The 3,276-nt window shown below is 62.5% G+C and carries 5 protein-coding genes; 3 read left to right on the forward strand and 2 right to left on the reverse strand.

Translation table 11 applies throughout. The features are described from left to right. Positions 1-36: 36 nt before the first annotated feature. Positions 37-429 carry a PID-CTERM protein-sorting domain-containing protein gene (locus tag ACFCU0_RS10290; protein WP_434973580.1) on the forward strand — a complete coding sequence of 131 codons (393 nt, stop codon included), beginning with the start codon at positions 37-39 and terminating at the stop codon, positions 427-429. Between the two features lie 59 nt (positions 430-488). Here ACFCU0_RS10290 and ACFCU0_RS10295 read toward each other — a convergent pair whose 3' ends face one another. Next, positions 489-1,070, reverse strand: coding sequence for a hypothetical protein (locus tag ACFCU0_RS10295; RefSeq protein WP_434973581.1), 582 nt, complete (start codon positions 1,068-1,070; stop codon positions 489-491). A 71-nt stretch (positions 1,071-1,141) separates the two neighbouring features. Next, on the reverse strand, positions 1,142-1,381 hold the full coding sequence (locus ACFCU0_RS10300; RefSeq protein ID WP_434973582.1) for a hypothetical protein: 240 nt from the start codon (positions 1,379-1,381) through the stop codon (positions 1,142-1,144). 926 nt (positions 1,382-2,307) lie between these two features. Between ACFCU0_RS10300 and ACFCU0_RS10305 the strand changes: the two genes are divergently transcribed. After that, positions 2,308-2,691, forward strand: a complete 384-nt coding sequence (locus ACFCU0_RS10305; protein ID WP_434973583.1) for a hypothetical protein — start codon at positions 2,308-2,310, stop codon at positions 2,689-2,691. Positions 2,692-2,887: 196 nt separating this feature from the next. Beyond that, positions 2,888-3,276: hypothetical protein (locus tag ACFCU0_RS10310; protein WP_434973584.1), on the forward strand; the 389-nt coding region annotated here is incomplete at its 3' end.

A 3,276-nucleotide genomic window follows, 5' to 3' on the forward strand; every position in this document is an offset into this window, starting at 1 on the left:
GAACAATCGCTCTTCTTCACACGCGCTATACCCTCCATGTCGCGATCGCCCCGCTCCACGTACCTCGCCTGGGTCATCGCTGTCGTGCTCGCGGCCTCGATCCTCGTTCTACCAACGCAGGCGCAGAGTCCGTTCGCCCCGAGCGGATCATCCGGCCCGGGGTACGGCTCAACATCCGCCGAGGGATTGCCGGATTGGGCCGCTCCGACCACGTACTCCCGGAACGGAAACGGCCGCGGTAATGGAAACGGCAGGGGCCCCGGAAATGGGAACCGTCGTCCCTGCCAGAACCGGAATCCGCCGCCGTGGTGCGACGGCGGGGGCGGACGAGGACCGGAGTCGGTTCCCGTCGATGGTGGTCTTGTCCTTCTGGCGGCTGCGGGGGGTGCGCTCGCCGTGGCGCGACTGCGCCGCCGTGCGGATCGATGATTGACCGTTGTGCGGTGAGTTGCACCGGTCACCGGTAAGGCGGTCCACGACCAGGTTCGTCACGGGCCGCCTGCAAGGTCGAACATCGACGGCGGATCCTCGTCGCCCTCCGATTCGTCGTCCTCCGATTCGGGATTGCTCGCACTGCTGTCGCCCGCACTGCTGTCGACTGTGGTCGTATGGTCTGCGTCTGCCGCGGCGGCGGAGGATGCGTTTCGTTCCGTTGAAGACGGGTCCGCCTTCCGGTTGGGCTCGGAGGCATCTGATTCCCTGGAAATATCGTCCAGCAGCTGCTGGATCAGGGGTGAGACGTCCTGTTTTGCGGTTTCGCGACGTCGCTCGAGTTCGTCGATGCGCTCGACAGCGTCCCGGAACTGTTCGAGCACGGATGTTCGGGACCGGCCGTCGCCTTCGTCGGACGCGGATGGGTCCGCGGACGTCTCCCCCATCGCTACATCTTCGTTCGGCGAGCGAATACGTTGAAGGCCGAGCTTGAGCGCGTAGCGAACCATCTGCCCGAAGGATATGTCTCTTTTCTTCGCGCCCTGACGGAGCCGGTCGACGACCGATGCCTCAAGCTTGACCTCGACGCCGGTGAGTTCGTCTCGATGAAAGGGGTTGTCACTGGGAGGGATGTCCATGGTGTTCGCCCGGACGGCGGAACGGGATGCGTCGTCGAAAATGTCGCGATGTGAGACCGATTGGCGACAGCCTACGCGGGGTCGTCTTCGGCGAGAGACGCCCGGAGGATCTCCGTGGTCTGGCGGTGGTGCTGCTGAAGCGCGTCAAGCGTTTCCCGGTACGCGTCTTCCGATCCGTCCGTCTGGATGAGCGCGAGCATTTCCAGCATGACGTCGACAGCAGCTCGGGTTTCGACGACGAGGTCAAGCAGCCGGTCCGGGTCGACGGGTTCTGCGTCGTTCGGAGACATGGAGGCGTCGGATGCAGACATGGAAGGGGGGCCCGTGGGTGAGGAGAAGGATGGCGGGGGACCTGGGGTCACGCCCGCGGTGAGCTGGAAAATCAATTCATCGACAGATGCGGCTGAAAAAGGACGTTGCAGTCCGGGTCGGCTTACGAAGAACATGTCCTGATCAGCGATTTCGTGCTTCACATCCACCCGGTCGGGGACAATCCGGCCGGCGGACGTCGGGATGGAGCGCGCGGCGTCGAAGGCTCGAAGCGCGGCTTTCAGTCGACGGCGTTCTGGTTCCGGCCAGGAACCGGAGCTCGGGCGCGGTCATGGTGTGGGGAGAGCGCATCGGCGAGAGAAACGGGGTCCCCGGAGGGACTAGACGACCGGGACAGAGACCCACCGGTGCGCGGCCCAGAAATAGCGAGGACCATCGGTTACGTGTTCATCGGTTACGGACAGCTATACGGTATAACACCGGAGTGACATCTGTCAAATGCGCAGAATTTATTTTCTGAATTGACGCCACCACTACTCCCGCTATTTCGTCTTTTGGGCTTCCGTTACAGGCTGCTACGGCTATATTTCATCCTGTAGTAAGGTATGTGATGACGTTGTTAACAAATGTGACCAGTGTCTAAAACCGGGATATTCTACCTGTTTCTCTTTGTGTTCGTTTAAGCAAGTCATCGCTCAGAGTGGTAGAACGTATACACGTTCAGCGCCACGTCAAACGATTCCTCCGCCGATTTGAGAAAATAGTTTCGGAATTACACAACTTCTGTCGTCCATTCGCGGCGGGCCGACGTGCGACCCCAAATCGGCAGAGATGTAAGCCGAACCGCCGCCTCGTTACGTTGATCTTGGTCAGGTCCGGCGTGAGGGGAGCAGCATACGTTGCGATTGTGTGAAGGGCTGGCTACTATTTAGATCGTCCGTTTGCCTCTTCTCACCGCCCGACGCCCGTGCTTCCCTCTGCTTCCGCCTGGACGATCTGCGCTGTGCTTGTTCTATCCATGTTGATAACCGCCTCGGCCTGTGGAGGCGCGGAGGCGCTGTCGAGTGAGGAGATGGACAAGCTCTCCCCGGCGTTACAGCGCGTCGTCCAGGGCGACGAGCCGCCCCCGCTGTCCGATCTCGTCACCGGGACGCGTGATGGGAAGACCGTGTACGCCGTGATTCTGCGAGTAAGCGACGCGGGTGCTGTGCGCAACGCGGGCATTCCGCTGAACAGTGTGCAGGGATCGGTCGCTACGGCACGATTGACCGTCGAGCAGATCCGCGACGCCGCCCGCGTGCCTGAGGTCGCTCGTATCGAGGAGAGCGGACGCGTCCGGCCCATGTCGTGACGCGCGTCGTCCACCCAAAGAAAAAGAACAGGCGCGCCCGGTCCGGATCGGTGTGCCCGTTCGATTCGACCTCACCTCCCCTTCGACTCGTTCCCGTTGCATGATGAACCGATACCTTCCCGTTCTCTTCGCGTTGCTGTTGCTCGTCCCCTCCGGGTCGGCTTCCTCGTAGGATGGTGCTCCCGACTCCCACGCCATGCAGCGTCTCGCCGGGGGATTCCAGGTCTTGATGGAACGGACCGCCGTCTCGAAGCGGGCTGGTGCATCCCCGCTCCCGCTCATTCTCCAGAAAACCGCCATCAGGGACGAGGTTGGGGTCGTGCGATACCCGGCCATCATCCGCACATCCGATCCGGAGGCGCTGCAGCGCGCCGGCATTCCCGTGAACTCCGTGATGGGATCGATCGTGACGGCCCGCCTAACGGCCGAAGAGATTCGGACCGCGGCGGGGATCGCCTCCATCCGTCGCATCCAGCCTGCAGCCATCGCCTCGCTCCACAATGACGAAGCCGCCCGAGAGGTCGGTGCCCGCATCCTGAACAGCGGCGCCGTCAACGGCACCAGCTACTCCGGGCAGGGGGTGCT

The sequence above is a fragment of the Longibacter sp. genome, assembly GCF_051155795.1.
In the GTDB taxonomy this organism is placed as follows: Bacteria; Bacteroidota; Rhodothermia; order Rhodothermales; family Salinibacteraceae; genus Longibacter.

What these genes read in the sequence shown, in the direction of transcription:
- ACFCU0_RS10290 (WP_434973580.1), top strand. Translation starts at nt 37, where the DNA reads ATGTCGCGATCGCCCCGCTCCACGTACCTCGCCTGGGTCATCGCTGTC.
- ACFCU0_RS10295 (WP_434973581.1), bottom strand. Translation starts at nt 1,070, where the DNA reads ATGGACATCCCTCCCAGTGACAACCCCTTTCATCGAGACGAACTCACC.
- ACFCU0_RS10300 (WP_434973582.1), bottom strand. Translation starts at nt 1,381, where the DNA reads ATGTCTGCATCCGACGCCTCCATGTCTCCGAACGACGCAGAACCCGTC.